General features: G+C 73.8%; 20 protein-coding genes and 1 rRNA gene. 5 read left to right on the forward strand and 16 right to left on the reverse strand.

Annotated elements, in window-relative coordinates; translation table 11 throughout:
• The first annotated feature begins 151 nt into the window (after positions 1-151).
• Together IF651_RS02845 and IF651_RS02850 are read left to right on the forward strand one after the other, a co-directional pair.
• A complete protein-coding gene (locus IF651_RS02845; RefSeq protein WP_191827519.1) occupies positions 152-1,141 on the forward strand; it encodes an ATP-binding cassette domain-containing protein in 990 nt (329 codons plus the stop codon).
• A complete protein-coding gene (locus IF651_RS02850) occupies positions 1,138-1,962 on the forward strand; it encodes an ABC transporter permease (RefSeq protein WP_191827520.1) in 825 nt (274 codons plus the stop codon). Before IF651_RS02845 ends, IF651_RS02850 begins: the two co-directional genes overlap by 4 nt.
• A gap of 11 nt (positions 1,963-1,973) precedes the next feature.
• Here IF651_RS02850 and IF651_RS02855 read toward each other — a convergent pair whose 3' ends face one another.
• Entirely contained in the window at positions 1,974-3,836 is a 1,863-nt protein-coding gene (locus IF651_RS02855) for a BCCT family transporter (RefSeq protein WP_191827521.1), read from the reverse strand.
• Between the two features lie 125 nt (positions 3,837-3,961).
• On the opposite strand from IF651_RS02855, the gene IF651_RS02860 reads away from it, so the two are divergent.
• The 3 genes from IF651_RS02860 (at position 3,962) to IF651_RS02870 (ending at position 6,867) form a co-directional block, all read left to right on the forward strand.
• Complete coding sequence (locus IF651_RS02860) at positions 3,962-4,924, forward strand: COX15/CtaA family protein (RefSeq protein ID WP_191827522.1); 963 nt, start codon at positions 3,962-3,964, stop codon at positions 4,922-4,924.
• 111 nt (positions 4,925-5,035) lie between these two features.
• Positions 5,036-6,028, forward strand: a complete 993-nt coding sequence (locus IF651_RS02865) for an ATP-binding cassette domain-containing protein (RefSeq protein WP_191827523.1) — start codon at positions 5,036-5,038, stop codon at positions 6,026-6,028.
• On the forward strand, positions 6,025-6,867 hold the full coding sequence (locus IF651_RS02870) for an ABC transporter permease (RefSeq protein ID WP_191827524.1): 843 nt from the start codon (positions 6,025-6,027) through the stop codon (positions 6,865-6,867). Before IF651_RS02865 ends, IF651_RS02870 begins: the two co-directional genes overlap by 4 nt.
• On the opposite strand, the gene IF651_RS02875 is transcribed toward IF651_RS02870, so the two are convergent.
• The 15 genes from IF651_RS02875 to rrf form a co-directional block, all read right to left on the reverse strand.
• Entirely contained in the window at positions 6,849-10,247 is a 3,399-nt protein-coding gene (locus IF651_RS02875) for a BTAD domain-containing putative transcriptional regulator (protein WP_191827525.1), read from the reverse strand. The genes IF651_RS02870 and IF651_RS02875 overlap by 19 nt on opposite strands.
• An 11-nt stretch (positions 10,248-10,258) precedes the next feature.
• Positions 10,259-10,840: a formylglycine-generating enzyme family protein gene (locus IF651_RS02880; protein ID WP_338403733.1), complete on the reverse strand. Its 582-nt coding sequence runs from the start codon at positions 10,838-10,840 to the stop codon at positions 10,259-10,261.
• Positions 10,841-10,955: 115 nt separating this feature from the next.
• Complete coding sequence (locus IF651_RS02885) at positions 10,956-11,606, reverse strand: NUDIX domain-containing protein (RefSeq protein ID WP_191827527.1); 651 nt, start codon at positions 11,604-11,606, stop codon at positions 10,956-10,958.
• Positions 11,606-13,279, reverse strand: coding sequence for a CTP synthase (locus tag IF651_RS02890; protein ID WP_194719841.1), 1,674 nt, complete (start codon positions 13,277-13,279; stop codon positions 11,606-11,608). The genes IF651_RS02885 and IF651_RS02890 overlap by 1 nt, the downstream gene beginning before the upstream one ends.
• A gap of 130 nt (positions 13,280-13,409) precedes the next feature.
• Positions 13,410-14,999, reverse strand: a complete 1,590-nt coding sequence (gene murJ, locus IF651_RS02895; protein WP_191827529.1) for a murein biosynthesis integral membrane protein MurJ — start codon at positions 14,997-14,999, stop codon at positions 13,410-13,412.
• Positions 15,000-15,091: 92 nt separating this feature from the next.
• Positions 15,092-15,955, reverse strand: coding sequence for a hypothetical protein (locus tag IF651_RS02900; protein WP_338403722.1), 864 nt, complete (start codon positions 15,953-15,955; stop codon positions 15,092-15,094).
• A gap of 3 nt (positions 15,956-15,958) precedes the next feature.
• Positions 15,959-17,029 (reverse strand): copper transporter, encoded by a 1,071-nt coding sequence (locus tag IF651_RS02905; RefSeq protein ID WP_191827530.1) that lies wholly within the window; start codon positions 17,027-17,029, stop codon positions 15,959-15,961.
• A gap of 54 nt (positions 17,030-17,083) precedes the next feature.
• A complete protein-coding gene (gene steA / locus IF651_RS02910) occupies positions 17,084-18,271 on the reverse strand; it encodes a putative cytokinetic ring protein SteA (protein ID WP_191827531.1) in 1,188 nt (395 codons plus the stop codon).
• A 6-nt stretch (positions 18,272-18,277) separates the two neighbouring features.
• The gene (recN, locus tag IF651_RS02915) at positions 18,278-20,041 is read right to left on the reverse strand and encodes a DNA repair protein RecN (protein ID WP_191827532.1); all 1,764 of its coding nucleotides are present in this window, start codon (positions 20,039-20,041) and stop codon (positions 18,278-18,280) included.
• Positions 20,042-20,043: 2 nt separating this feature from the next.
• Complete coding sequence (locus IF651_RS02920; protein WP_191827533.1) at positions 20,044-21,006, reverse strand: NAD kinase; 963 nt, start codon at positions 21,004-21,006, stop codon at positions 20,044-20,046.
• Positions 21,003-21,956, reverse strand: a complete 954-nt coding sequence (locus IF651_RS02925) for a TlyA family RNA methyltransferase (RefSeq protein WP_338403723.1) — start codon at positions 21,954-21,956, stop codon at positions 21,003-21,005. The genes IF651_RS02920 and IF651_RS02925 overlap by 4 nt, the downstream gene beginning before the upstream one ends.
• Before the next feature lie 2 nt (positions 21,957-21,958).
• Positions 21,959-22,132 carry a hypothetical protein gene (locus tag IF651_RS02930; RefSeq protein ID WP_191827534.1) on the reverse strand — a complete coding sequence of 58 codons (174 nt, stop codon included), beginning with the start codon at positions 22,130-22,132 and terminating at the stop codon, positions 21,959-21,961.
• Between the two features lie 95 nt (positions 22,133-22,227).
• The gene (locus IF651_RS02935; RefSeq protein WP_191827535.1) at positions 22,228-23,262 is read right to left on the reverse strand and encodes an HAD-IIA family hydrolase; all 1,035 of its coding nucleotides are present in this window, start codon (positions 23,260-23,262) and stop codon (positions 22,228-22,230) included.
• Positions 23,259-23,990 (reverse strand): tetratricopeptide repeat protein, encoded by a 732-nt coding sequence (locus tag IF651_RS02940; RefSeq protein ID WP_338403724.1) that lies wholly within the window; start codon positions 23,988-23,990, stop codon positions 23,259-23,261. Before IF651_RS02940 ends, IF651_RS02935 begins: the two co-directional genes overlap by 4 nt.
• A gap of 493 nt (positions 23,991-24,483) precedes the next feature.
• A 5S ribosomal RNA gene (rrf, locus tag IF651_RS18325) occupies positions 24,484-24,565 on the reverse strand; the annotation flags it as partial.

Raw genomic sequence — 24,565 nt, forward strand, 5'->3', positions numbered from 1 at the left:
TATAGAGAACATGGTTGTTCCCTAATTGCCCTGGCGCAAGCAAGGCGTACCTCAGACCGGACCCGCTGTGACGAACCAGACAGCATCCGGCAGCGTCACGGGGCCCGTTCGGAGGCACGTGGACACCGGTCCCGACGGATACGATCGCCGGGTGCCCGACCCCGCCGTGCTGGTCCGCGACCTCGTCAAGCGCTACGACGGCCGCGCCGTCGTCGACCGGGTGGACCTCGTCGCCGAGCGTGGCGCGGTCACCGCGGTCCTCGGACCCAACGGGGCGGGCAAGACCACGACGGTCGAGTGCTGCGAGGGGCTGCGCTCCCCCGACGCCGGGGAGATCCGTGTCCTCGGGCTCGACCCGGTCGACGACGCGCGCGACCTGCGACCCCGCGTGGGCGTCATGCTGCAGGACGGCGGGCTGCCGACCGGCGTGCGTGCCGGCGAGATGCTGCGCCACGTCGCGTCCATGTACGCCGCGCCGCGCGACGTGGGTGAGCTCACCGAACGCCTCGGGCTGGGCAGCTTCGCGCGCACGACGGTCCGGCGCCTGTCCGGCGGGCAGCGACAGCGGCTCGCGCTCGCCGCTGCGGTCGTCGGGCGCCCCGACGTCGTGTTCCTCGACGAGCCGAGCGCGGGCATGGACCCGCAGAGCCGCCACGCCGTGTGGGACCTCGTGCGCGAGCTGCGCGCGAACGGCGTCGGGATCGTGCTCACGACCCACCTCATGGACGAGGCGGAGGACCTCGCCGACCACGTGTACGTCGTCGACCACGGCCGGGTCATCGCGTCCGGGACGACGCGCGCGCTGCTCGCCGGGGACGACCGCCGCGAGAGCGGCGGCTCCGCACGCACGGTGCGGGTCGAGGCCGAACCGGGTCTCGATCTCGCCGCGCTGCGGCGCGTGCTCGACGACCTGACCGGCGCACTGCCCAACCGGCCGGCCGACACCCTGACCGACGCCGCGTGGTCCGTGAGCGAGCCGACGCCCGGCTCGTACGCCCTCGTGGGCCCGGCCACACCACGAGCGCTGGCCGTCCTGACGACGTGGCTCGCCGACCGCGACGTGCTCGCGTCGCGGGTCACGGTCGGCACCCGCACCCTCGAGGACGTGTTCCTCGACCTCACCGGACGGCACCTGCGATGAGCACGACCCCCGACGACGCGGCGGTCGCCGCCGCGTACCAGGCCCACACCGAGAACAGCGCGGACGGCCCGCACGGCGAAGCGTCGCCCGCGTGGCGGCGGGTCGTCGCGCAGACGGGTTTCGAGACCCGCATGATCCTGCGCAACGGCGAGCAGCTCCTCGTCACGATCGTGCTCCCGGTCATGCTCCTGCTCGGGCTCGTCCTGACCTCGTTCGTCGACCTCGACACGGGCGGCGCGAGCCGGGTCGACTTCGTCACGCCGGGCGTGCTCGCCCTGGCCGTGATGTCGACGGCGTTCACGTCCCAGGCGATCGCGACCGCGTTCGACCGCCGCAACGGCGTCCTGCGCCTCATGTCGACGACGCCCCTGGGGCGTGGCGGCCTGCTCGCCGGGAAGGTGCTCGGCGTCCTCGCGGTCGAGGTGGTCCAGGTCGTGGTCATCACGCTCGTCGCGCTCGCCCTGGGCTGGTCGCCCGACCTCACCGGGCTCCCCGGAGCACTGCTCGCCATGCTGCTGGGCACCGCCGCGTTCACGTCGCTCGCGATGCTGCTCGCGGGGACCTTGCGCGCCGAGGGCGTGCTCGCGGTCGCCAACCTCGTGCTCGTCCTGCTCACGGTCGGCGGAGGCGTGCTCGTCCCCGCCGCGCAGCTGCCCGGGGCGCTCGAGCACGTGGCCGTCCTGCTGCCGTCCGGTGCGCTCGGCGAGGCGATGCGGGGCGCCCTGCTCGACGGGTCCGTACCCGCGTTCTCGGTCGTCGTCCTGCTCGCCTGGACCGCCGCGCTCGGCTGGGGGGCCGGCAAGCTCTTCCGCTGGCACTGACCCCGAGCCACCTAACGACGCGGCTCCTCGTCCGGCTCCTCGTGCGGCTCGTACCACTCGGTGAGCGCCGGGTCGTGCGAGTCGAGCCAGTCCCCGGCCGACTCCTGGTCCGGTGCGGTGGCACCCGCCGCGAACACGAAGTCGTCCCCGTGCTCCTCGATCGCCTGCGTGACGCCGAGACGGATCGCCTCACGCGCGTAGCGCCGACGCAGCACGAGCGGGTCGCGTGCGAGGTCCTTCGCCCACGCCACCATGATGAGCATCAGCACGAACGCGAACGGCAGGGCCGTCACGATGACCAGCGCCTGCAGCCCGTCGAGCGCCTGCCTGCCGCCCACGAGGAGCATGACGACGGCGATCCCCGCGAGCGCGACGCCCCACGTGATCGTGACCCAGCGCGACGGCTCCGGGCGCCCACGCTGGCTGAGGCTGCCCATGACCAGCGACGCGCTGTCCGCGCTCGTGACGAAGAAGATGACGATCGCGATCATCGCGACGACCGCGGTCAACCCGCTCAACGGCAGCTGGTCCAGGAGACGGAAGAGCATGTCCTGGGGCGACTGGGCCCGGCTGATGCCCGCGCCCTCCTGCTCGAGCCGCATCGTCGTGCCCCCGACGATCCCGAACCACACGAGCGTGACCAGGCTGGGGGCGATGATCACCGTCGTGACGAACTCGCGCAGCGTGCGCCCACGGCTGATCTTCGCGACGAAGATCCCGACGAACGGCGTCCACGAGACCCACCACGCCCAGTAGTAGGTGGTCCAGGTGTCCATGAAGACGTACGCGTCCTCGCTCGTCGCGGAGCTCTGGGCGAGCAGCACGAACGTGTCCCCGACGAACGTGGAGAGCGCGCTCGGGACGAAGGCGAGCAGGAACGCTGTCGGGCCCACGACGAGGATGAAGATCCCGAGCAGGCCGGTCATGACCATGTTCGTGTTGGACAGCGCCCGGATGCCGCGCTTGACCCCGGAGACGGCCGAGATGATGAACACCACCGAGAGCACGGTGATGATCGCGACGATCGCACCGTTGCCGAGGGGACCCACGCCGGTCACGAGCTCGAGACCGCGGCCGATCTGGAGCGCGCCGATGCCGAGCGACACGGCCGTGCCGAAGAGCGTGACGATGATCGCGGCCACGTCGATCACCGCGCCTGCCCACCCGTGGGTGCGGGCGCCGAAGATGGGCTCGAGCAACGAGGACATGAGCGGGCTGCGCCCCTTGCGGTACGCGCCGTAGGCGATGGCCCCGCCGACGAGGGCGTAGTACGACCACGCCATGGGCCCCCAGTGGAACATCGTCTGCGCGGTCGCCGCGAACATGGCGGCGTTCGACCCGGGTTCGAGGTCGGCGAACGCGGGCGGCAGGTCCAGGAAGTAGGTCAGCGGCTCGTAGGGGCCGAAGAAGAGCAGACCGATGCCCATGCCGGCGGCGAACAGCATCGCGATCCACGAGATGCGCGAGAACTCGGGCTGCTCGTCGTCCCGGCCGAGGCGTACCGACCCGTACCGTCCGTACCCCACCCACAGCATGAAGAGGAACACGACGACGGTGAGGAGCGAGAACATCCAGCCGAAGGAGCTCGAGACCCAGCCGAGCGCCGCGTCCGATGCGGTGGTCAGGGACTCGGTACCGACGATGCCCCACACGATGAAGGCACCGGTGAGGATCGCCGCGACCACGAACACGGCCCGGTTCGTGGTGAAGTCCTTCCCGGTGCTCTCCACCCCGATACCGGGAAGCAGCGCGGGGTGGGCCAACGACGGCTTCGTCGTCTCGCGCATGACCCGGCGTGGCGGTTCGGTGACCCGCCGGACGAGCCGGGCCGTCCGCGAGCTCCCGCCGTCGGGTGCGGTCCCCTCGTCGTCCATGGGCCTGGACGCTATCCGGCATCGGGACGACCTGCGCGGCGAGCAGGCAGGCGCCGTGGCACACGTCTCAGGAGCAGGGCGCCGGACGGCGCCCCGAGCGACGAGGCGCCCGATACCGTAGTCGGGTGACCTCGAGCTCTACCGTCCCGCCCGCAGGTGCGGGGCGACCCGCGACACCCGCAGCACCGACCGGCCCCGTCCGGCCGGCCCCGTCGGCGCGCTGGCGGCGCTGGACACGACCGGTGCTCGTCGCCAACCTGGTCGCCCAGATCGGCATCATCGTCACCGGCGGGGCGGTGCGCCTCACGGGCTCCGGTCTCGGCTGCTCCACCTGGCCGCAGTGCGAGCCGGGGCAGTTCACCGCACAGTTCCACGCCGAGACGACCTACCACCAGTTCGTCGAGTTCGGGAACCGCACGCTCACCGGCGTGCTCTCCGTCATCGCGATCGCCACCCTCGTCCTCGTGTGGACGGACCGCACGCGCGCGCTGTCCTACCGGCTGCTCGGCGCCGTGCCCCTGCTCGGGGTGGCCGCGCAGGCCGTCGTCGGCGGGGTCATCGTGCTCCTGCACCTCCATCCGGGCTGGGTCTCGCTGCACTTCGTCGTCTCCGCCGCGCTGGTGTCCGTGTCGTTGCTGCTGCTGCACCGCTCGGGCGAGGGCGACGGCCCCCCGGCGCCGACGGTCCCGCCGCGCACGCGCGCGGTCGCGTGGGCCCTGGGCGCGCTGACCGCGGTCGTCGTGGTCCTCGGCGTGATCGTCACCGGCGCGGGCCCGCACAGCGGCGACGACGAGGTGGGCTACCGCCTCGCGGTCGATCCCGCGCTCATGAGCAGGCTCCACGCCGCGGCGGTCTGGGTCTTCGTCGCGGTCCTGGCCGCCTACCTCGTGAGCGTCCGGCGCGCCCCGCGGCGGGTGCGCAGCGCGGCCTGGCTCCTGCTCGCGATCACGCTCGCGCAGGGCGTGATCGGGTACGTGCAGTACTTCACCGGGCTGCCCGCGCTGCTCGTGGGGCTGCACATGCTGGGCTCCGCGCTGCTCGTGGCCGGCACGACGCGCGTCGTGCTCACCACCCGCACGCGATCGTGACAGCGGCGTGACAGCGCGGTAGCAGCGTCCGGCGGCTCGTGGCCGCGTCCCGACGGCGCGCTGACAGCGCGGCGGTCCAGCCTGGTCGTAACCCACCGACCAGGAGGACACATGACCACCCCCGCCATCGAGGCCCACGGCCTCGTCAAGGTCTTCGGCGGCAACCGCGCCGTCGACGGCGTGGACCTCACCGTGGAGCCCGGCACCGTGTACGGCGTGCTCGGCCCCAACGGTGCCGGGAAGACCACCACGATCAGCATGCTCGCCACCTTGCTGCGCCCCGACGGCGGCGACGCCGCGATCTTCGGCCACGACGTGGTCCGTGAGCCGTTCGTGGTCCGGCAGCTCATCGGCGTCACGGGGCAGTACGCGTCCGTGGACGAGACGCTCAGCGCGACCGAGAACCTCATGCTCTTCTGCCGCCTCAACGGTCTGCACGGGGCCGCGGCCACGCGACGCACCCACGACCTGCTCGAGGAGTTCAGCCTCACCGACGCCGCGGCCCGGCCGCTCAAGAAGTTCTCCGGCGGCATGCGTCGCCGGCTCGACCTCGCGGCGAGCCTCATCGCGCAGCCGCCGCTGCTGTTCCTCGACGAGCCGACGACGGGTCTCGACCCGCGCACGCGCGCCCAGATGTGGGACACGATCCGGCGCCTCGTCGCGACCGGGTCGACCGTCCTGCTCACCACGCAGTACCTCGACGAGGCGGACCAGCTCGCCGACCGGATCGCCGTCATCGACCACGGCCGTGTCGTCGCCGAGGGGACCGCCGACGACCTCAAGTCGTCCGTCGGGCAGCAGTCCCTCCAGCTGACGCTGGTCCGCCCCGACGACATCCCGCGCGCGCTCGACGCCGCGCTCGACGTGCTCGGCATCGCCGCGACGCCCTCCCCCGAGGCCCGACGCCTGACCGTGCCCGTCGCCGACCCGGCACGTGTCACCGACCTGCTCGTGCGGCTGCGCGAGTCCGGTGTCGACGTCGACGGGCTGTCGATGGACAAGCCGACCCTCGACGAGGTCTTCCTCACCCTCACCGGCCACGGAGCGGGCGACGACACGCCCGACGCGGCCCCCGTCCCCGAGCTCGCGGAGGTCTCCGCATGACCACCCTCACCGCGCCGGCGCCCGCGCCGGCCAGCCCGATCACCCCCGTCCACGAACGGACGCTGCGCAACCGCGTCTCCTTCCGCCAGGGCGCCGCCGACTCGATCTCGATGGCCCGCCGGGGCCTCGTCAAGATCCGCCGCACGCCGGAACAGCTCATCGACGTGACGCTGCAACCGATCATCTTCACGCTCATGTTCACGTACATCTTCGGCGGCGCCATCGCCGGGAGCGTGGCGGACTACCTGCCCATCATCATCCCGGGCATCCTCGTGCAGACGGTCATCACGACGTCCGCCGTCACCGGGACCCAGCTCCGCGAGGACATGGACAAGGGCGTGTTCGACCGCTTCCGCTCCCTGCCCATCGCGCGCATCGCCCCGTTGGCCGGCGCGCTCCTCGCGGACACCGTGCGCTACCTCATCGCGACGACGCTGACGATCGTCATGGGCCTGATCATGGGCTGGCGCCCGGGCGGCGGCGTGGGCGGCGTGGTGCTCGCCGGCCTGCTCGTCGTGGTGTGCGCCTGGTCGCTGAGCTGGATCTTCGCGTTCCTCGGCGTCATCGCCCGCTCGGCGTCGTCGGTGCAGGGGATGTCGTTCCTCATCCTGTTCCCGCTGACGTTCCTGTCCAACGCGTTCGTCTCCGTGGACACCATGCCCACGTGGCTGCAGGGGTTCGTGAACGTCAATCCCGTCTCGCACCTGGTCACCGCGGTCCGCGACCTGGCGAGCACCGGCAGCGTGACCGGCCAGGTCGGTCTCGCCCTGCTCCTGTGCGCCGCGGTCGTCGCGATCTTCGCCCCGCTCGCCGTGCGCAGCTACATGAAGAAGGCCTGACCCGCCTCCTCGCCGAGGCGGGCCAGGAGGTCGTCCGCGCGACCGACGAGGGTGTCGTCGGTCAACGCGACGACCGTCCGGTCCGCCTCTGCGAGGAGATCGGCGTGCCCGGCGCGGGCGACGGCCCCGCGCAGCGCGTCGTGCCGGAGCGCCGGCAGGTCCTCGCGAGCGCCGAGCCGTGCCGCGAGCACGAGCAGCTCGACGCCCAGACGGACACGCTCCGCCGCCTCGGGGACGGGCGGACCCGGCACCTCGCTGCCCGCGCCGCCGCCGAGGCACGCCCATGCCGCAACCCCCACGCACGACGTCGCGAGGACGGGCCGGTCCACGAACCCGCGGCCCGTGCCCCGCAGCGCTCCGCCCACCTCGACGATGCGGCGCACGAGCCCGCCCTCGTGGACGCCGGCCTGGACCCGCCGGACCAGGGTCGACGACGACAGCAGCAGGAACCACGGCGCGTTGTCACCGCGGGGCGTCCCGGGTCCGAGCGCGTCGATCGCGCGGGTCAGGTGGCGCAGGGCGCCCTGGTGGTCGTCGCGCAGCCACGCGATCTCGCCCCGGCCGAGCTCGACGACGGCCGTCGCCTCGACGGCAGCGGCGTCGTCCCTCCCAGCGAGCGCGGACTCCATCTCGCCGAGGGCGCTCTCGGCGCCGTCGACGTCTCCCAGGCTCAGGGCGGCGCACAGCTCGATCCAGTCGACCTGGCGGTGCAGCTCGGCCACGCCGAGAACACCGGGCTCCGCCTTCGCCGTGGCGATCCAGCGACGCGCCGCGAGGGCGTCGCCCTGCTCCGCGACGAAGGACGCCACGACGGCAGCGGTCATCATGGTCGCCGCCACGTCACCGACACGCCGGGCCGCCGCGTGCGAGGCCGTCGCCAGCTCGACGGCGCGGGCGAGCTGGCCGTCGTTCTCCCGCTGCTGGGCCTCGAACATGTACCCGATCAGCGCGAGGTAGCCGTCGTCGGAGCGCTGCAGCCGGGCGAGGACGGACAGCACCTCCTCGGGTGAGCCGGCGAGCACGAGCTCGGCCAGCTCCCGGGTGCGCCGCCCGACACCGTGGCTCGAGCGCAGGAGCCGGCGCAACCGGGCGAGCGGCCGGGCAGCACCCCCGTGCATCCCGAAGATCGACGTGGCGGCGATGACCTCGAGGGCGATCGCCGTCGCGTCGGCGTCGTCCTCGGGCACGTCCCAGCCGACGAGCGAGTCGAGCACCGCCGGCACGAGCGAGCCGATGCGGTCCTCGGCACCGCGCAGCGCCCAGCTGCCGAGCAGCGCGACGAAGCCGTGCACGACGACGTCCGGGCGCCCCCGCTGCACCGCCCGACGTACCGTGAACAACAGGTTCTCCTGCTCCTGCGCGAGCTCGACCATGGCGGCGTTCTGCTCGGGCCCCAGCAGCCGTGCCGCGCACCGGCGCGCGACGGTCGTCGACCAGTCGAGGAGCGCCCCCACGACCGCGGTCTCCTCCCGCGCCGTGCCGAGCCGCAGGAGCCCGAACTCCCGCACGGTCTCGACCATGCGGTAACGGGTCGCGCCGTCGGTCTCCTCGACCCGCACGAGGGACTGGAGGACCAGCGCGTCGACGTCGTCGTCCACCTGCCACCCGGGCGTGCCCGCGACCAGGGCTCGTGCGGCGTCCGGCGAGAACCCGTCGGGCAGCAGCGCTGCCCGCCGCCACAGCACCTGCTGGCGCGTCTCCAGGAGGTTCCAGCTCCACTCGAGCACGGCCTCGAGGGTCCGGTGCCGGTCGGGCACGGACCGGTCGCGCGCCCGGAGCAGGGCGAAACGTTCGTCGAGCCGTGCCTCGATCTCGGCCACACCGAGGGTGCGCACGCGAGCCGCCGCGAGCTCGATCGCCAGCGGCAGGCCGTCGAGCCGCTCGCAGAGCCGAGCCACGACCGCCCGGTCGACGACCGCCTCGGGACGCACGGCTCGTGCACGCTCCGTGAACAGGCGCACTGCCGGCCCGTCGCCCTCGCCACCGCCCGAGCCGAGCGGCGCCGGGGCGTACGTGCGCTCGGCCTCGAGCAGGAGGGGCGTACGGCTGGTGGCGAGCACCCGCAGGTGCTCGGACACGTCGAGGAGCCGACCGGTCCACCGCGCCGCGCCCTCCACGACGTGCTCGCAGTTGTCGAGGACCACGAGGGCTCGCTGGTCCCGCAGCCGTTCCGCGACCTGGTCCGCGACGTCTCCGGCCTGGAGCCGGTCGCCGAGCCGGACGGAACCCCCGGCGGGCACGACGCCGAGGGCGTCTGCGAGCGCGAGCACAACGTCGTCGTCGGTGCGCACCCCCACGAGCTCCACCACGACGACCAGGTCGTCCTGCCCTACGGCGCGCCGCGCGACCTCCTGCGCCAACCGGGTCTTGCCCAGCCCGCCGGGTCCGAGCACCGTCACGAGACGCGAGGTCTCCAGCGCTGCGGCCACGGCGACGACGTCGTCCTCGCGGCCCAGCAACGTCGTCGGGTAGCTCCGCACACCGCGTGCGTGCCCGCGCCGGGGTGGTGGCGGCGTCCTCCTCGCGGGCACGTCCGTCGGTCCGGCCCCGGCCGTGCGCGACCGTCCGCCCTCGCGCCCGGCGGCCGCGAGGCGGTCGTGCAGCGCCACGGTCTCGGGACCGGGCTCGCTGCCGAGCTCGCGCACCAGGGCCGACCGCAGCCGCGTGTACGTCCGCAACGCGTCCGGGCGCCGGCCCAGCCCGTCGAGCGCGCCCATCAGGTCCAGCGCCGCGGGCTCGTCCGTCTCGTCCTGCGCCACGGCCTCCCCCGCGAGCCTCGCGACCGTCGCGTGGTCGCCCGCCCGGACGGCGGCGGTCCGCCAGGCGAGCGTGAGCTCTGCGTGCAACCGGGCCGCCTCCGTGCGTATCGCGTGCCCGACGGCGCCCGGCACGTCCGCCCCCGGGTCGCCGTCGGGCCACAGCTCGACCGCGTCACGCAGCGCCCCCGTGACGTCAGCACCCGGGCCGTCCCCCGCCCCCGTCCCTCCGGTCGTCGCGGCCCGGGCCGTGAGCAGCGCGCGACGCGCCACGTCGAGGTCGCTCGGGACGCCGAGCGTGTACCCCCCGGACTGGGAGACCACGAGCCCGGGCACGGCGTCGCGACGCAGCCGGGAGACCAGGCTCTGCAGGGCCGCGCGCGGGTCCTGCGGCACGTCGAGGCCCCAGAGGTCGTCGACGAGCGCACCCGCGCTCACGGCCCGCCCGCCCGCGAGCGCCAGGGCGACGACGAGCGCCGCGGCACGCGGACCCCGCGGTGCGACGGACGCCCCCGCGGGCCCGGGGACGCGCACCGGTCCCAGCACACGCACGAGCGGCGCCGTGGGCGGGCAGGACGCCTCGGCGGGGGCGTCCACGGGCGCGGAAGGGTCGACGTCGGGCACGACCTCGAACACTAGTCCCTCGCTCCGACGTCGTCCTGGTGCGCCGCCGGCCGCAACCGCAGCGGCGTCCACCCGAGCGGGAGCGGGCCACGCACGTCGGCGCGCTCGCGGTCGGCCGCGTCCGACCAGCCCTGGGCGCCGAGCACGCCGCGCGTCCCGACGGTTCCCCGCGCCACCCGGAGACCGACGTCCTCGATCCGCGCGTCGGGCGCGCTGCCCCGGCGCACCGACGCTCGTACGCTCCACGGGCGATCGGCCCAGCCCCCGCCCCGCAGGCTCCGGTACTCCCCGTACCGCGCCGTGTCCGCGAAGTCCCAGCACCACTCCCACACGTTGCCGAGCATGTCGTGCACGCCGTACGCGTTGGGTGCCTTGCCGGCGACGGGCTGCGGACCGGGCACGTCGTCGGCCTCCGTCCAGGCGACCTCGGCCAGCGGCCCGTAGACCGGCCGGGACGTCCCGGCCCGGCACGCGTGCTCCCACTCCGCCTCGGTCGGCAGCCGGAAGCCGTCCGCGCTCACGTCCCACCCGACCTCTCGGCCGGCGAGCCGGACGACCCGGGACGAACCCGACCGCGCGTCGGTGAGCTCGATCCCCCCGGCGGGGACACGGACGAGGGCCGGCGCGAGCGTGGTCACGCGAGACGACGCTACCCGAGACGAGTCCCACGTCGCCCGGACGGACGTCCCGTCGACGCTCTGCGCCGGGTCAGCCGCCGCGGCGCTCGGGCCACGGCGCGTCGGCGGGTCGCAACGACGCCCACCCGCCCGCGCGCGAGGCCGCCGCGGCGAGGAGCCCGACCACGGCCGACGGGTTGTGGACCTCGCCCGCGAGCACGGCGGCGACCGCGTCCTCGAGCGAGACCCACCGCAGCTCCATGTCGAGCTCCTCGGCCTCACGTGCGTGCCGCTCGTCCTCGGGGACGGGGGACAGGTCGCGCGCGAGGAACACCCGCAGGGCCTCGTTCGAGCCGCCCGGCGTCGTGTAGTAGTCGACGAGGACGTCCCACCGGTCTGCGCGCAGGTCCGTCTCCTCGGCGAGCTCGCGCGCCGCAGCGGTGCGGGCGTCCTCGCCGTCGACGTCGAGCAGACCGGCGGGGGGCTCCCACAGCTCGCGGCGCACCGGGTGACGGTACTGCCGCAACAGCAGGACCCGCTCGTCCTCGTCCAGGACGACGACCGCGACCGCGCCCGGGTGGTCCAGGTACTCGCGTGTGACCTGCCCGCCCGCGCCGAGGTCGACGTCGTCGGACCGCAGGTCGAAGATCCGACCCGCGTGCACCACTCCCGTCGCCGTGACGGGACGCGGCGCCGCCGCGTCGACGAGCGGCGTCTGCTCCGGGGACCCCGCGCTGCCCATCAGTCGCTCTGCTCGGCGAGCGCCGCGGCGACGAGCCCCGCGAACAGCGGGTGGGCACGGGTCGGACGCGACTTGAACTCCGGGTGCGCCTGCGTGCTCACGTAGTAGGGGTGCACGTCGGCCGGCAGCTCGACGAACTCGACGAGCGACGAGTCGGGGGAGGTCCCGCAGACCACGAGTCCCGCCTCCTCGAGCCGCTCGCGGAACGAGTTGTTCACCTCGTAGCGGTGCCGGTGCCGCTCCGACACGCGCTCGGAGCCGTACGTCGACGCGACGACCGAGCCCGGCGTGAGCGCCGCCTCGTAGGAGCCGAGCCGCATCGTCCCGCCGAGGTCGCCCTCGCCGCCGACGATCGCGAGCTGCTCCTCCATGGTCGCGATCACGGGGTTCGCGGTGTCCGGGTCGAACTCCGTCGAGGACGCGTCCTCGATCCCCAGCACGTTGCGCGCGTACTCGATGACCATCGACTGCAGACCGAGGCAGATGCCGAGCGTCGGGACCTTGTTCTCGCGCGCCCACCGCAGCGCGCCGAGCTTGCCCTCGATGCCGCGCACACCGAACCCGCCGGGCACGAGCACCCCGTCGACGCCGTGCAGCGCGTCGTCCGCCCCGGCGCGCGTCTGGCACTCGTCGGACGCGACCCAGCGGATCGTGACCTTCGCGTCGTTCGCGAAGCCGCCCGCGCGCAGCGCCTCGGTGACGGAGAGGTAGGCGTCGGGCAGGTCGATGTACTTGCCGACGAGCGCGATCTCGACCCGGTGGGCGGGTTCGTGGACGCGCTCGAGGAGCTGGCTCCAGCCGTCCCACTCGACGTCGTGGAACGGCAGGCCGAGACGCCGCACGACGTACGCGTCCAGCCCCTCGGAGTGCAGCACGCGCGGGATGTCGTAGATGCTCGGCGCGTCGACCGCGTTGACGACGGCCTCGTTGTCGACGTCGCACATGAGCGCGATCTTGCGCTTCACCGGGTCGGGGACCACGCGGTCCGCGCGCAGGACGATCGCGTCGGGCTGGATGCCGATCGACCGCAGCGCCGCGACGGAGTGCTGCGTCGGCTTGGTCTTGAGCTCGCCCGACGGGCCGATGTACGGCACCAGCGAGACGTGGAGGAAGAACACGTCGTCGCGACCGAGCTCGTGGCGCACCTGGCGCGCGGCCTCGAGGAACGGCTGGGACTCGATGTCGCCGACCGTGCCGCCGACCTCGGTGATGATGACGTCGACGTCCTCGCCGGCCTGGGCGCGCATCCGGGACTTGATCTCGTCCGTGATGTGCGGGATGACCTGGACCGTGTCGCCGAGGTACTCGCCGCGTCGCTCGCGCGCGATGACCTGGGAGTAGACCTGGCCGGTCGTGACGTTCGCGGACGACTCGAGGGCCACGTCGAGGAAGCGCTCGTAGTGGCCGATGTCGAGGTCCGTCTCGGCACCGTCCTCCGTGACGAAGACCTCACCGTGCTGGAACGGGTTCATCGTCCCGGGATCCACGTTGAGGTAGGGGTCGAGCTTCTGCATGGTGACACGCAGGCCGCGGGACCGGAGCAGACGACCGAGGCTCGAGGCGGTCAGGCCCTTGCCGAGCGAGGAGGCGACGCCGCCGGTGACGAAGACGTGCGCGGTGCGGTGCTCGGAACGAGCGCCCGAGGCGTTGAGTCGGGAAGAGGGCCGGTTCAGGAGGTCTGCCACGGAACTCGATCCTATCAGCGGGCCCGACGTCGGCACGCGGGCCGCGACGTGCGTCTCGCCACGTGCGGACGGACGGCCCGGATCTCCGCCTCGGACCCGGGCGCGTCCCGGGCCCGGGTCAGCCGGACGAGCTGCGCCGACGGACGATCCCGAGGAGGGCCGACCGGTCGCCCACCAGCGACACCCCGCACACGACGACGCCCGCGACGACGGCGCTGAGCACCCCGACGCCGACCGCTGCGGGCCAGCCCGCGTCGTCGGGCAGCAGCGCCCGCGACAGGACGGCTCCGAGCACCGACCCGGCCACGGTTCCTGCGGCCACCACCAGGAGCGTCCGCGCCACGCCGCGCGTCGCCTCGGCGCCCGCGACCCGCCGCACGCCCAGGAGGAGCCCCGCACCGGCGACGGCCATGCCGAGAGTCGTGGCGAGCCCGAGCATCGACAGCACGCCGACCTGGTCCCGCACGCCGGTCACGACCGGCAGCACGAACGCGGCGGTGGCGACGACCGACCAGCCCGCGACCGTCACGGCGACCGCGACGCGCTGGTGGTCGATCGTGTACAGGGCACGCGACAGGTGCAGGATCAGCGCGAATCCCACGATCCCGGGGGCCATCCAGGTCACCCCCGCACCGAGGCCGGCGACCGACGTGCGCGCGACGGCCTCGAACACGACCTCGACCGGCCCTGCCGCCGCGACGAGGGCCGCCACGCCGAGCCCCGACACGACGAGCAGCGCGCGCGTGGTCGAGGCGAGCAGACGACGGAACGCGTCCGTGCGCGCGTTCGCGACGTGCTCCGCGAGCCGTGGGAACGCGCTCGTCGCGAGCGGGAACGCGAGGACCGCGTAGGGCAGCAGGTAGACCTGCTGCACGAACGTGTACGTCGGGAACGTCTCCTGCGGCCCGAACCTCAGTGCGGCCCCCATCGCGGCGAGCACGGAGAGCTGCTGCGCCACGAGCGCACCCACGCCGGCGAGCGCGAGGTTGCGCGCACGCACGCCCTCGCCGTTCGGGAACCGGAGCGTCGGTCGCAGGCGGGTCCCGGTCCGCAGGACCGGACCGACGAGCGGGATCGCGAGGACTGCGACGCCCAGCGTCGTGCCCCAGCCGAGCCAGGCGATCGCCTGACCGGACAGCTGCGCGACGTCGGCCTGGTTCCCGTCGGCCAGCCCGACGAAGACGAGGTAGACGACGATCACGGCCAGGCTCGACAGGAGCGGGGAGAACGCCTGCCAGAAGAACCGTCGGTGGGCCTGGAGGATGCCGCCGAGGACGACCGCCACCCCGTACAGCGGGATCTGCACCGCGAACACGCGCACGAACGTCGTCGTGACGTCGACCAGCTCCGGATGCGTCGCCATGAGGACCGCGGCGATCGGACCCGCGAGCAGCGCGAGCAGCGCACCGATCGGCACCAGCACGAGCAGCGTCCAACCGAGCACCGCGGACGCGATGCGTGAGACGTCGCCACGTGCGCGCCGCGCGATCGGCCCGGCCAGCAGCGGCACCACCGCCCCGGCCAGTGCCCCGCCGGCCGCGACCTCGAAGAGCACGTTCGGGAGCACGTTGGCCGACGAGTACGCCGTCCCCACACCGTTCGTGCCGAGGGTCGACGACAGCACGAGGGAACGTGCGAAACCGACCAGCCGGCTCGCGATCGTGACGACCGTGATCATCGCCGCTGCGCCCGCGAGCGTCTGCGTCATCCCGCGCAGCCTGCCCCTCGGGCGACCCGGTGCGGCCGGCGCGGGGTTCCCGGACGGCTCCGTGGGCTCGGCACCTGGGGCCCCGTCGAGGCTCAAGCGCGCTCGCCCGGGTCGTCCTCCCGCGGGCGGCGGCCCCACGAGTCGACGCGTCGCAGCACGTCGTTGCCCTCGATCACCCGCGAGAAGCTGACCTTCTCGCTCGCGAACGTCAGGCCCACCACGCCGAGGAGCGCGAGCCACCGTGCGGCGCGCGGCGCGGTGAACGCGACCTGCGCACCGACCAGCGCCCCCAGGGCGTTCGCTCCCGAGTCGCCCAGCATGTCGCGCTCCGCGAGGTCGCCCGGCGCGACCGCCGCAACGGTCCCGAGCACGACGGCGCTCGTCGGACCGTCCGAGGAGACGAGCCACGGCGCCGACACGAGGACGGCTGCCTTGAGGGCGCGGCCGGGCCGCAGGTCGAGCAGGTTCATCAGGTTCGCCGACCCGGCCACGAGCGCGCCGTTGACCCCCACGTCCACGAGATGCGCGAGCGCGGAGCCGGTGCGACGCGTGCCCACCGCCGCCGCCACCAGCGACGTCCCGCCGATCCCCAGCACCTTGAGCCCACCCGTGGTCACCGTGCCGTGCGCGAGCGCGCCGAGGTGACCTCGCAGGCCCTTGGTCCGCGTCGACGCGTCCTCCGCGAGGTCGTCGACCAGACCGAACGTGCCCGCACCCACGGTGGCGAGCGCCGCGGCTGCACGGGTGCGCACGTCCCGACCCCCGACCAGCGCACCCGCGGCCAGCCCGGCCGCGACCGAGGGACCCTCCAGCAGGCTGATGGGCTCACCGCGATGGTTCGTCCGGACCCACCGCTCCGTGCCTCCGGGCGGGCGCCCGTCCAGCACGCGGCGCGTGCCCACGGTGACGGCACCGGCCAGTGCGGCACCGGCGAGAGCGCGGATCGGACGCCCCACGGCTCAGCCCTCCTCGGTGCCCGTGCCCGACGCCGAGCCCTCGCCCGCGTCGCCGGGAGCCTCGCCGCTCGCCGACCCGTCGTCGGCGCCGCGCTCGACCGGCGGCAGGTCGACCGCGGGCGGCAGCACCGCGCTCGCGGACTCCTCGAACCCGAACTGGCCGACCTCGCCCGTCACCCGCGCGGCCAGGGCGAGCGGGACGTTGATCTGCCCGGCCTCGGCCTCGACACCGCTGACCGTCGACAGCTGCTGCGCCAGCTCCTCGGTCCCACGGATCCGGGACACGAGGTCCTCGCCCTCGGCGGTGGGGCCCACGACCAGCGCGGCCTCGGAGACGTCCTGCGCGGCCACGGCGACCGCCACCTCGATGTCGAGCGTCTGCTCGTCCGGAGCAGCCCCCTCGTCGTCCGCGGAGCCGGACGAGACCGCCTCCTCGGGTGCGGGGCCCCCGAGGAGCACCACCGCGTCGGCCGGCACCGTCTGCTCGCTGACCAGGTCGACGAGGGCGAAGCGCTCGAGCAGCGCCTCGAGCTCCGTCGCGCCCTCGCTGCGCGCGTCGGGGTCGTCGTCGGACGCTCCGGTGAGCGACATCGCCAGCGCGCGCGCGAGCCGCTGGTCCGGCGTCGAGTCCTCGGCGACGTCGCCGAGCTTGTCGCCCAGCCCGTCGGCGACGGTCTCCCGGGCGCTCTCGTCGTCGGCGCTCGTCCAGGACTCGGTGAGCCGGACGTGCGCCACGACCTCCGCGCCCGAGGCCTCGAGCATCGACGCGACGTCCTCGTCCCGGTCGGTGTCCGCACCGTCCAGGTCGACGATCGCGACACGACGTTCCTCGAGCGCACCGGCGACGAGCTGCGGACCGACCGCCTCGATGTAGCGCGCGTCGTCGTCCAGCGTCAGGTTGGCCTGGTCGAGCTCGTCCCGCAGGTCGTTCCGCTCGGTGCGCAGCTGCTCGACCTGGCCGGTGAGCTGGTCGCCGATCGCCCCCTGGAGCGGTCCGGCCCCCAGGATGATCCCGACGGCGAGCGCGAGGAAGACCGAGATCAACGAGACGATGTGGTACCTGAAGTCGATCACTGTACGGCGGTGTCCTTCGATGTGTCGGCGTGCGATGTCGGGGTGGTGCTCGGGTCAGCTGCCGCCGAACAGAGCCCCCACCCACGAGGTGAGGTCGTCGATCTGCGCGCCCACGAGACCGAAGAAGGTCTGCCCGGCGGCAGTCGACCAGAGCGCGGCGACGACGGCGAGCAACCCCGCGAGCGACAGCAACCAGAGCTGGAGGTTCGAGATGCGGTGCCGGTAGAGCCGGGACACGCCCTTCGCGTCGACGAGCTTGCCGCCCACGCGCAGTCGGGTGAGGAACGTGCTCGCCATCCCGGCACGACCCTTGTCGAGGAACTCGACGAGGGTCGCGTGCGTGCCCACGGCGACGATCACCTCTGCGCCCTTGTCGTCGGCGAGCAGCATCGCGATGTCCTCGCTCGTCCCGGTCGCAGGGAACACGACGGGCTCCACGCCCAGCTCCTCGACCCGCTCACGCCCCGGCGCCTTGCCGTCGCGGTAGGCGTGGACGACGATCTCGGCGCCGCTCGACAGGGCACGGTCGGAGACCGAGTCCATGTCGCCGACGATCATGTCCGGCTTCCAGCCCGCGTCGATGATGGCGTCGGCACCGCCGTCGACACCGATGAGCACCGGACGGTACTCCGTGATGTACGGCCGCAACGTCGCGAGGTCCTCACGGTAGTGGTACCCGCGGACGACGATGAGGACCTGACGTCCCTCGATGACCGTCTTGATGTCGGGGACGCCCACCCCGTCGAGCAGCAGGTCACGCTCGCGCCGGAGGTAGTCCATCGTGTTCGCGGCGAAGGACTCGATCTCGACGGAGAGGTTCGCGCGGGCCAGCTCGAGGCTGCCGCGGATGGACTCGGCCGTCTGGCGGTCGCCCTGGGCCACGAGGTGGTCTCCCACGAGGATCGAGCCGTCGTCGTCCAGCCGGACCACGCTCCCGTCCGGTATCGCCATGACCGCCGGACCGAGGTCGTCGACGAGGACGATGTCCGCCTCGACCAGGATCTCCGGGCCGAGGTTCGGGTAGCGACCCGAGATCGACCGGGCGGCGTTCAGCACGGCGGACGGACGCGCGGCGACGAGCGCGTCGGCCGCGACCCGGTCGATGTCGACGTGGTCGATCACCGCGACGTCGCCCGGGCGCAACCGCTTCGTCAGAGCCTTGGTGCGCGCGTCGATCCGCGCGGGCCCGAGCGTGCCGGGCCCCGCGTCGGGCACGGTGGATCTACGCAGAGTTCGTCTCATCGTGACCTATGCTCCCACGACCGAGGACTCCAGAAGCTCGACCGCGTGCCGACGCGCGACGTCCGAGTCCTCCTGGCCCGACAGCATCCGCGCGAGCTCCGTGATCCTGTCCTCCCCCGTGACCTCGTGGACCCCCGTGACCGTGACCACCGGCGGGGCGTCCGCGCCGTCGTCGGCCGAGGCCCCGTCGTCCGTGGACTTCGTCACGACGAGCTGCGCGTCCGCGAACGCCGCCACCTGCGCCAGGTGCGTCACCACCAGGACCTGTGCGACGCGCCCGAGGGACGCGAGACGGCGACCCACCTCGACGGCGGCGCGTCCGCCCACGCCGGCGTCGACCTCGTCGAACACGAACGTCGGCAGGACCGCCGTCCCCACGTCCGCACGTGCGGTGTCCGTCGCGAGCGCGACCTCGATCGCGAGCATGACCCTCGAGAGCTCACCGCCGGACGCGCCCTTGCCCAGCGGACGTGCGGGAGCCCCCGGGTGCGGGATCAGCGAGAAGGACACCGCGTCCGCGCCCCAGGGACCGGGCTCGGCGGCGCGCGCGACGTCGACCACGAGGCTCGCGCCACCCATCGCCAGACCGCGCAGCTCGGCGGTGACGGCCGCCTGCAGCCGCATCGCGGCCTCGGCGCGCGAGGCCGAGATCCGGCCGGCCAGCCCCCGGAGGAGCTCGTCGAGCTCGTCGCGCTGCGCCGTCGCGGCCCGCAACCTCTCGCCGCCGTCGTCCAGGGCCAGCAGGCGGAGGCCGGCGTCGCTCGCCCAGGCCAGGACCTCGTCGATCGTCGAGCCGTAGCTGCGCGTGAGGGTCCCGAGCTCCGCGAGCCGCGCGTGCGCGGTCTCGAGGCCCGCCGGGTCCGCAGCGAGGTCCTCGACGTACCCCGAGAGATCGGTCGCGACGTCCGCCAGCACGTAGCCCACCTCGTGGAGGCGCTCGACCTGACGCGCGAGCGACGGGTCGGCGTGCGTCGCGGACTCGAGCGAACGGCGAGCACGTTCGACCGACCCGACCGCCGGCTCGCCGGTCTCGGTCTCCCCCGTCTCGTCGCCCGCGACCGCGTCGTGCGCGAGCTGCGCGGCCACGCGCAGCTCCTCGACGTTGCTCAGCCGCGCCACGAGCGACGTGAGCTCGGTGTCCTCACCCGGTTGCGGGTCGACCCGCTCGACCTCGGCGAGCCCGAGACGCAGCAGCTCTGCCTCCCGCGAGCGTTCGGCCGCACGCGCCTCGATGTCGTCGATCTCGACCTGCAGCGCGGCGCGCTCCGTCCAGCCGGAACGGTAGGCGTCGAGCAGCTGCTGGTGCTCCGCCCCCGCGGACGCGTCGAGCGCCTCCCGCTGCTTCGCCGCCGTGCGCAGGCGCAGCTGGTCGGACTGGCCGTGCACGGTCACGATCTCGTCCGCGATCTCCGCCAGGACGGTCTGCGGGACACCACGGCCACCGAGGTGAGCGCGCGAACGACCCTCGGCAGCCACCGTCCGCAGCACGACGACGCTGCCGTCGTCGTCCACCTCGCCCCCCGCCTCGTCCACCCGACGCAGGACCCGCGGCCGGTCCGCCACCCGGACCCGGCCCTCGACGACGGCCGTCCTCGCGCCCGGTCGGACCGTCGCGGGGTCCGCCTTTCCGCCCATGAGCAGCCCGAGCCCCGTCAGGACCATCGTCTTGCCGGCGCCGGTCTCCCCGGTGATGACGGTCAGGCCGGGCCCGAGCGGCACCCGGGCCGACCGGATCACGCCCAGGTTCTCGATCGCGATCTCCTCGAGCACGCTCACTCCTCCCTGTTGCCGTGCGGACCAGGAACGTTCTCGGCGACCGCGTCCGTCCGGCCACCCCAGGCCCGGCGGTCCGCGCTCTCGCGCCACCCGACGACGGGGAGCGAGAACTTGGACACGAGCCTGTCCGTGAAGGGCGCGGTGCTCAGACGCGCGAGGCGCAGCGGGCTGGCGCCGCGGCGCACCTCGACCCGCGAGCCCGCCGGGAGGTCGATGCGACGGCGACCGTCGCACGTCAGGACACCGGACGAGGCCGATCTCGCGAGCACGTCGACCGTCACGGTCGAGCGCGGCCCGACGACGAGAGGCCGGGCGAACAGCGCGTGGGCGGCGAGCGGGACCACGAGCACGGCGTCGACCTCCGGCCACATCACCGGGCCGCCGGCGGAGAACGCGTGCGCCGTGGACCCCGTGGGCGTGGCCGTCACGACACCGTCGCACCCGAAGGACGACAGGCCGCGACCGTCGACGCCGATCGCCACCTCGATCATGCGCTCACGCTCGGCCTTCTCGACCGTCGCCTCGTTCAGCGCCCAGCCGACCACCGGCTCGGGCTGCCCCGGCAGGTGGACGCGGACGTCGATGACGGTGCGCTCCTCGACCTCGTAGTCTCCTGCTGCGAGGCGCGCGACCGCCCCGTGCAGGTCTTCCCGCTCGCTCTCCGCGAGGAATCCCACGTGGCCCAGGTTCACGCCGAGCAGCGGCACCCGGGTGCCGTGCGTCAGCTCCGCCGCACGCAGGATGGTGCCGTCGCCCCCCAGGACCATGACGACCTCGGACTGGGCGACGCCTTCGCGCGCGCGGGTGAGGGCCATGTGGTCGCCGAAGGTCTCGGCCAGGTCGTCGTCGTGCAGGGCGACCGAGAACCCGGCGTCCTCGAGCTCCTGCACCGCTTCGCGGAGTGCGACGACGGCCTCCGGGCGTCCACCGTGGGTGACGATGAGGACACGGCGTGTCACAGGTCTCCTCCAGAAGTCTCGTCGGGCAGGTCGCTCGTCGGCGGGCGTGCCTCGAACGCTCCGTTCGCGGCGACCCGGGTCACGTCCGCCAAGCCGTCGGCTCCTCGGACGTCCCGCCGTGCCACCACCTCGCGGGCGGCGTGCGCGAGCGCGCGCTCCGGCACGGGCCGATCACCGTCCGCACGCAGCCACCAGAAGTACTCACGGTTCCCGCTCGGGCCCGGCAGCGTGCTCGGCACGGCGGCGACGGGTCGCAGTCCCGCGAGCTGCGCGTGCTTCGCGACCGAGAGCACGACCTCCGCGTGCAGCTCCGGGTCCCGCACGACGCCCCCGCGCCCGAGCCGCTCACGACCCACCTCGAACTGCGGCTTGACGAGCAGCAGCAGGTCCGCGCCGGGCCGCACCACTCCGGCGACCGCCGGCAGCACCATCGCGAGAGAGATGAACGACAGGTCGGCCACGACGAGATCGGGTGCCGGTCCCACGTCCTGCGGCGTCAGGTCGCGCACGTTGACGCCTTCCCGGACGACGACGCGGGGGTCGTCGCGCAGCGGCCGCCGCAGCTGGTCGTGGCCCACGTCGATCGCGACGACCACGGCCGCGCCACGTCGCAGGAGCACGTCCGTGAACCCACCGGTCGACGCGCCGAGGTCGAGGCACCGCGCTCCCCGCGGGTCCGGACCCACCGGGCCCGCCGACGCGTCCGTCGACAGCGCGTCGAGCACACCGGCCAGCTTGAACCCGGCACGGGAGGCGTACAAGGGGTCGAGGTCGTCCGTGACGACGGTGAGCTCGCTCGACGACGCGACCGTCGTGGACGCCTTCGGCACCGGCGCACCGGCCTGCAGCACCCGTCCGGCCGCGACCAGCTCCGCGGCGTGCCGTCGGGAGCGCGCGAGCCCGCGACGCACGAGCTCGCTGTCGACCCGCGTCCCCACGCGTTCGACCACCCTCAGTCCTCCGTACGCGCCAGCTCGCGGACCAGCGCGTCGTGGACCGCCTCGAGCACGCGGACGTGCTCGACGGTCGGCAGGTCCTCCAACGTCGCCAGGCCGGTGAGCACGTCGTCGAGACCGGACCGCGCGCCGGGCTCCCCACCGCCTACGAGCTCAGGTGCGTCGGTCATGGGTACCTCCTGCTCCGCTGGAACCGATCAGGTCGTGCTGCCGGGCCCACCGTACCGTCGCCCGGTGCCGGCGAGCGCACGACCCACTGCCGACGTCAGTGTCTGCCCACAGGAATCTCGGGCAGACGAGCATGATCGACCGGGTCGCCCCGGTCCGCCGCGGCCCACGCGGCCGCAGCCGCAGCCCGGACCGTGTCGATCGTCGCGCTCCCGCTGTCGCGGAGCTCGAGCCCACCGTCGGCCGCACGTGCCGCGCTCCCACCGCTCGTCCACCATCCGTCGCCATCGGGGCGGACCGCAGGGTGCGGCTCGAGCAGGCAGCGGAGGTCCTCGCCCAGGTAGTGCGGGCGCAGGCGCGGCTCCGCCGCGATCGCATCTCGCGCGGTGCTCACGCCCGTGAGCACGTGCAGGCCGGCATAGCCGCCCGAGCGGGCGCCCGCGAGGTCGGTGTCGAGCCGATCCCCGATCACGAGGGGAGCGCGGGCGCCGACCCGATCGACGGCGAGGCGGTACATCGTCGGCGACGGCTTGCCCGCGCTCGACGGCTCGACCCCGGTCGCCGCGCGGACCACCTCGACGAGCGACCCGTTGCCCGGCGCGAAGCCGCGCGCCGTGGGCAGCGTCCGGTCCAGGTTGCTCGCGACGTGCCACGCACCCCGTTGCACGGCGTACGCGGCCTCTGCGAGCTGCTCCCATCCCAGCTCGGGCGCGAAGCCCTGGGCGACGGCCTCCGGCTCGTCGTCCGCGGACCGGACGACGACGAAGCCCGCCTCGCGCACGGCGGTGACCAGCCCGGCTCCCCCGACCACGAGCACCTTGGCCCCGACCTCGAGCCGGGTGCTCAGCAGCGCGGCCGCGGCCTGTGCCGCCGTCATGACCTCGTCCGTACGGGTCGGGATGTCCAGCTGCGAGAGCTGTGCAGCGACGGAGCTGGGCTCACGCGAGGCGTTGTTGGTCACGAAGACGAGCCTCATCCCCAGCTCGCGCGCAGCGGAGAGGCCCTCGGCCGCGTGCGGGATCGGGTCGTGACCGCGATAGGCGACACCGTCGAGGTCGACGAGCGCGAGGTCGTAGGCCGTCGCGAGCGGCACGTCGCACGAGAGCAGCCCGGCGACGGACGGCTCGCTCAACGCGAGCCCTGGGTCGGGCCCGGTCCGGCAGTGCTCTCGTCGGCGGGTTCGGAGCCCTCGACGTCCTCGACCTCCTCGGCGAGGTCGTACACCACGACGTCCTCGCCCGGATCGTCGAGCCCGTCACCGAGCAGTGTCGGGTCGAGCCGCGCAAGGAGCTCCGCGGCCTCCTCGTCCCGCCCCGCCGCCTCCAGGATCGCGGCCCTGGCCTGGATCACGCGTGCCCCGAGGGCGCCTGACCGGCCCGCGACGGGGACGTGGTCCAGCGCCGCCAGCGCGGCATCGATCTCCCCGAGGTCCAGCCGCGCACCACTGACGACGATCGCCAGCTCGGTACGCGCGGCGTCGTCCAGGGTGCGGGCCTCGTCGGACGCGGCGAGGCTGATCGCTCGCTCGGGCCGGCCCAGGCCGCGTTCGCAGTCCGCCATGATCGGCAGGTGCTCCGACGAGCCGTTGAGGCGACGCACGGTGCGCAGCTCGCGGAGCGCCTCGGCATACCGACCGGTGCGGTACGCGGTCAGTCCAGCCGCCTCCCGGACGACGTCGACACGGCCCGCGCGGTGCACGGCGGCCTGCGCGTGCTCGTAGGCCAGCTCCGGGTCGTCGTCGATCAGCCGGCCCGCCATCACGAGGTGCTTGCCCACCAGCATGGCGGTCTCCTTGCTGAGCGTCCGCAGACGACCGCGGGCAGCACGGTCGAGCTGGGAGAACTCGACGTCGTCAGGCACCGCCGGCCCGGCCGGAGGGCGAGGTGCCGACGGACGCTGCTCCCGGTCACGACCGGCGCCGGCTCGTGCCGAGTGCCCTCGCTCGGCGCGGCGGTCCTTGCCCGAGCCCGCATCGCGGCCCCGTGCGTCGCGCGGAGAACGGGACGCACGTACCCCCCGCTCTGCGCCCGACGCCGGCCGGTCACGGTTCGCACGACCCTCGTCTGCTCCACGCGGTCTGTCGTTCACCAGAAATCGCCTCTCCTGAAGATGTCGTCACCCACAGCACGTCACGATCGTCCGACCTCGTCCCACCTCGGCCGCCCGTCAGCCCGGACACGCTCTCCATCCTCCCAGAGATCGCCCACCGTCAGCACGTTGCGCCGGCCCAGGGTCGAGGAGGTCAGCGGCGACGCCACGGGGCACATCGCGCAGCACGGACTCGAGTCAGAGAACGAGCTCGGCACACATGCCGAAGGCCCACCCCGTGTGGGGTGGGCCTTCGGTGAAGGGTGTCCGGCGGCGTCCTACTCTCCCACCCCGTCTCCAGGGCAGTACCATCGGCGCTGAAGGGCTTAGCTTCCGGGTTCGGTATG

It is taken from the genome of Cellulosimicrobium arenosum (assembly GCF_014837295.1).
Classification (GTDB): Bacteria; Actinomycetota; Actinomycetes; order Actinomycetales; family Cellulomonadaceae; genus Cellulosimicrobium; species Cellulosimicrobium arenosum.